The organism is uncultured Olegusella sp. (assembly GCF_947253395.1).
In the GTDB taxonomy this organism is placed as follows: Bacteria; Actinomycetota; Coriobacteriia; order Coriobacteriales; family Atopobiaceae; genus Olegusella.
The window spans coordinates 1-4,425 of record NZ_CAMXYY010000111.1 but is presented as its reverse complement, the minus strand read 5'-3'; the positions used below and the strand labels follow the sequence as shown (position 1 = coordinate 4,425).

The window sequence follows — 4,425 nt, the reverse complement described above, 5'->3', positions numbered from 1 at the left end:
TTGGCAGCAGCAGCGCACTCGCCATATGCCAAAACAAACTCTGTCCCATATACCGACGGCATAATGTCGTATTCCACAAGTGTTGGCACCGCGTCAATGGGAGGTTGATTAAGTATCAAAATAGGGCGCGTTGCTCCAGCTTTACGCAGTTCCACGCCTTCCGCAACGGTTGCTACCGCAAACTGATCTGCTCCGCCAGAACGCATGGCTTTAGCACAAGCAACTGCACCATGACCATAAGCGTTTGCCTTAACCACACACATCAGCTTGGTGCCAGGATCAATCATCGAGCGAAATGCCCGCGTATTTCTCTTGATTGCGCCAAGATCAATCTCAACCCACGCCCAACGGTCAGAAGGATACTGTGTTTGCGCCACGCTGCAACCCCCCCTACTCCGTTGCAGAAGGCACATCCAGAAGCGCTACCTGCTCCTCGATTGCATCTGCTGCAAGTCCAATTGCATCAATAACGTCTGTTGCCATCACGCCACGCGAACCAAAACGCCCAGCTGCAATGGCTCCCGCCTGGCCATGAATCTCACAGGCCAAGGCAGAAAGTAAAGGCAGTCCCTCTGTGCCAATCTTGGTGGTTGCCAACTGCGCTGCAATAATACCGCCCAGCACATCACCCGAACCAGCCGTCGCTAACGCCGCAGGTCCAGGTTTGGGAAGCAAAGCAGACTCTGGACTCACACAAGCGGTCGCGCTACCTTTTGCCACTATACAAAGCTCAGAGCCGCCATCGGCCCACGCAATGCGACGAGCAGCCTCAAGAGTTGCGGTGAGTGAATCAGGAGGTGTATCAGCCAGCCCTACCAACCTGCCAAGCTCACGACGATGCGGCGTCAATACCAACGGTGCCTTACGACGAATCAGCTCGGGGAATTCATCTAATCGATTTGAAGTAAGACGAGCAAGACAGTTAAGCCCATCAGCATCAATAACCAAGGGTTTATCAACGGTAAGTAACGACGATATGACAGAAACCGTTGAACCGCTCACACGCATGCCAGGCCCTACAAGTGTCACATCGCACTTTTTTGCTAGAGACTCAATAAGATCATGAGCGCGTGTCGAAAAACAACCATCGGCATCAGCAGGAAATGCGATTACCGGAATTTCCATCATATGTGTTTGCACAAGGCCGGCAATAGCCGCAGGTACCGCAAGCGTTACATAACCAGCACCCGCGCGTGCAGCGGCAAGAGCAGCCATCATCGGAGCGCCCGGATAGCGAGTAGAACCGCCAACCACCAACACGGAGCCACGACTAAACTTATCTACCGCTGAAGACTGCGGCACCATCACATCTAAATAGTCATCAAGATCGGGGCGCCATGCTACTGGATCTGCTTCGCGGACAAGTCGCTCGGTCTGCTCGGCCAAAGGAGCTACAACAATAGACCCACAGGCATCTCGGCCATCATCAGCTAGTAAACCAGGTTTAAGCACAAGCATTGTCACGGTTATGTCGGCAGCTACGCAAGGACCAGAGGTCACACCACGCTGGGCAGAAAGCCCGCTTGGCACATCAGCAGAAACCACCCGTGCACCCGATGCATTCACCGCATCAATCCATACATTAAAAGGCGGACGGGCACTGCCCTGAAAACCTGTGCCCAACATGGCATCAATCACAACATCAACGCGGGCAAGCAGAGCATCCAGCTGATCGCGCGGAGGAGCAATCATCACGCCAACACCTGCTTTGTGGGCTGCTTGAGCACACACGCGTGCAAGATCGCTATGAATATCCTCAATCTCTGCAGGCGAAACCACCGTTACGCTGAGTCCACGACGCTTGAGTTCATCTGCTGCTACCCAGCCATCACCACCGTTGTTACCCAAGCCCGCAAGGACGGCAACTTCATGGATGTCTTCCATACGCAGTACTTCATGGGCCAACGCAGCGCCTGCGCGGTGCATAAGCTCTGACACGCTCACGCCTGCCTTGGTAAGCGCCTCCTCAACCCTTCTAACATCTTCGACATTAAGCACTGGCTGCATGTCATCACTCCTTCGTGGGGTTTTCTTGGATACGCTCTAATTCATCAATTACCGTCCGAGCACGACGAAAAGTAGCACGTAACTCCTCAGCAGGGTCAGGCTTTTCTTCAAGGCGCGGACGCAAATCTTCGGTCACCGCAACCGCATTGGCAACTGCCACTTCGTGTGTCAAAGACAGTGAGAGGGCAATTTCACTCACGCCTGCTTTTTGTGCCAGCTCAAGTGCACGACCAGCAAGAACTGCATGATTCTTGCCATCTTCATCGCGCTCAATGGTGACATTTCTCATCCAAATACCATCCTTGGGACCTGCGCCCAAGGCGGTCGCAACAGCTCCGCGAGCGGCAAAACGCGCGGCATAGTGAGCTGCAGGACGAGGGCGAGACTCGCAATAGCGACGTTCATCATCGGTAAATACCCGACGGGCCATCGACGGGCAGCGAGCCAAAGTGCGCTCAACGCGCTCTATATTCAAAATGTTAACGCCTATGCCAGCCGTTGCCATAGTCCTACTCCACCGTCACAGACTTTGCGAGGTTGCGAGGTTTATCCACATCACAACCGCGTTCCATCGCGACAAAACGTGCAAGCATCTGCAAGTGCACAATGGCCACAATTGGCACCAATTCTTCTTCGGGAACAGGCGGAATCCAAAGGGTATGCTCACATTGACGCGCTACATCAACATCACCATCGGTGGCCACTGCGATACAGTGTGCACCACGAGCATGAACTTCCTGGATGTTCGAAACCGTCTTGTCATGCACATGGTCTGCTGGCACAATCGCAACCACGGGAAAGCCTGGCTCAAGCAGAGCAATCGGACCGTGCTTCATCTCGCCAGCAGGATAGGCCTCAGCGTGCAAATAGCTAATTTCCTTGAGTTTGAGAGCACCTTCAAATGCTGTCGTTGCATTGACGCCACGACCCAAAAATAGTGCTGAATGCGCCTTGCGAAAAACTTGTGCCACGCGCTTGTCTTGCCAGCTGCGCTTCAAAACCTCACGGATGAGATTGGGCAGTGCCTCAAGATCATGATAGCGTCGAGAAATTTCTTCTGTGGTCATGGCACCCTTGGCAAAGGCAAGTCGTAGCGTCAAGAGACATGCAGCAACCATCTGTGCCGTATAGGCTTTGGTCGACGCAACACAAACCTCAGGGCCTGCTTGCACATACATGGTGCCGTCGGACTCTCGCGCAGCAGTTGAGCCAAGCACGTTGGTAATTGCAAAGACCTTACAACCCAAAGCCTTCATACGACGAGCTGCCGTCAGCGTGTCTGCTGTTTCGCCCGACTGGGTCACAATAACGCAAAGCGTATGGTCGGTAACCAGTGGATCTTTGTAGTTAAGTTCGGAAGCATATTCACAAAACGTAGGAATATGTGCCCAGCGCTCAATCAGCTCACGGGCAATAAGACAGACATGGTACGAAGTCCCGCACGCAACCAAATATACGCGATCGATTGCCGCCAGTTCTTCTTTTGTCATGGAAAGCTCGTCCAGCTCAATGCCATGCTTGCCCAAACGACCCGCGAGCAAGCGCTCCAGCGCCTCGGGCTGCTCGGCAATTTCTTTTGCCATAAAGTCAGGATAGCCTCCCAGTGTTGCCGCAGAAGCATCCCAATCAACCTGCAGAGTCTGAGGACATGCGCAAGGCGTGCCGTCTGCCTCAAACACCTCAACGTTGCCATTGGCGCAAAGGCGAGCAAACTGGCCGTCCTCAAGATTGATAACTTCAGAAGCAACACCTGCAAGTGGCATAATGTCGGAAGCAGCATAGGCACCTTCAGGTGTCGACGCAACTACCAGCGGCGAACCTTTGCGTGCCACAACGAGCGCACCTGGTACAGCGGCACATTCAACTGCGAGCGCCCATGAGCCCTCAAGGCGCGATACTGCATTGCGAACCGCGGCAAGCAAATTGCCACGTGCGGGTCCATTCCACGCATCTTCCACTAAATGCGCCACGACTTCAGAGTCCGTCTCGCTCTTGATTTCATGGCCATGCTGCATAAGATAGCTGCGCAAACTGAGATAGTTTTCGATGATGCCATTGTGCACAATAGCAATGCGCCCCGTACAATCAGTATGAGGATGCGCATTACGATCGGTCGGTGCGCCATGTGTCGCCCAGCGCGTATGAGCAATGCCTTGGGTGCCTACCAAATTTGCTGTTTGGCAGCGTTCAGCAAGAGTTGCTACACGGCCGGAACATTTCACCGCATGCAGCTCGCCATCAGGAGACAAAATAGACAGGCCAGCGGAGTCGTAGCCTCGATATTCTAAGGCCTGCAGACCATCAAGCAAAAATTGCTGTGCTTGCTTTCTGCCGGTAAAGCCAACAATGCCGCACATGTATTCCTTCTTCCAAAAGAGCCATATTCTGCATAATTCTACCAGCATCAGCGAAAGACGA

Annotated in this window: 4 protein-coding genes; all 4 read right to left on the bottom strand. The window is 53.5% G+C overall.

Annotated elements, in window-relative coordinates:
- A partial coding sequence (locus Q0X25_RS07360; RefSeq protein WP_298580661.1) for an alanine racemase occupies nucleotides 1–377 on the bottom strand: 377 nt, incomplete at its 3' end.
- A 13-nt stretch (nucleotides 378–390) separates the two neighbouring features.
- On the bottom strand, nucleotides 391–2,007 hold the full coding sequence (locus Q0X25_RS07355; RefSeq protein WP_298580658.1) for an NAD(P)H-hydrate dehydratase: 1,617 nt from the start codon (nucleotides 2,005–2,007) through the stop codon (nucleotides 391–393).
- Between the two features lie 4 nt (nucleotides 2,008–2,011).
- Nucleotides 2,012–2,512 (bottom strand): holo-ACP synthase, encoded by a 501-nt coding sequence (locus Q0X25_RS07350; RefSeq protein WP_298580655.1) that lies wholly within the window; start codon nucleotides 2,510–2,512, stop codon nucleotides 2,012–2,014.
- 4 nt (nucleotides 2,513–2,516) lie between these two features.
- Nucleotides 2,517–4,364 (bottom strand): glutamine--fructose-6-phosphate transaminase (isomerizing), encoded by a 1,848-nt coding sequence (gene glmS, locus Q0X25_RS07345; protein ID WP_298580664.1) that lies wholly within the window; start codon nucleotides 4,362–4,364, stop codon nucleotides 2,517–2,519.
- Nucleotides 4,365–4,425 lie beyond the last annotated feature (61 nt).

Excerpts from the sequence above, each read along its gene's own strand:
- Q0X25_RS07355 (WP_298580658.1), bottom strand. The coding sequence starts at position 2,007 with ATGCAGCCAGTGCTTAATGTCGAAGATGTTAGAAGGGTTGAGGAGGCG.
- Q0X25_RS07350 (WP_298580655.1), bottom strand. The coding sequence starts at position 2,512 with ATGGCAACGGCTGGCATAGGCGTTAACATTTTGAATATAGAGCGCGTT.
- glmS (WP_298580664.1), bottom strand. The coding sequence starts at position 4,364 with ATGTGCGGCATTGTTGGCTTTACCGGCAGAAAGCAAGCACAGCAATTT.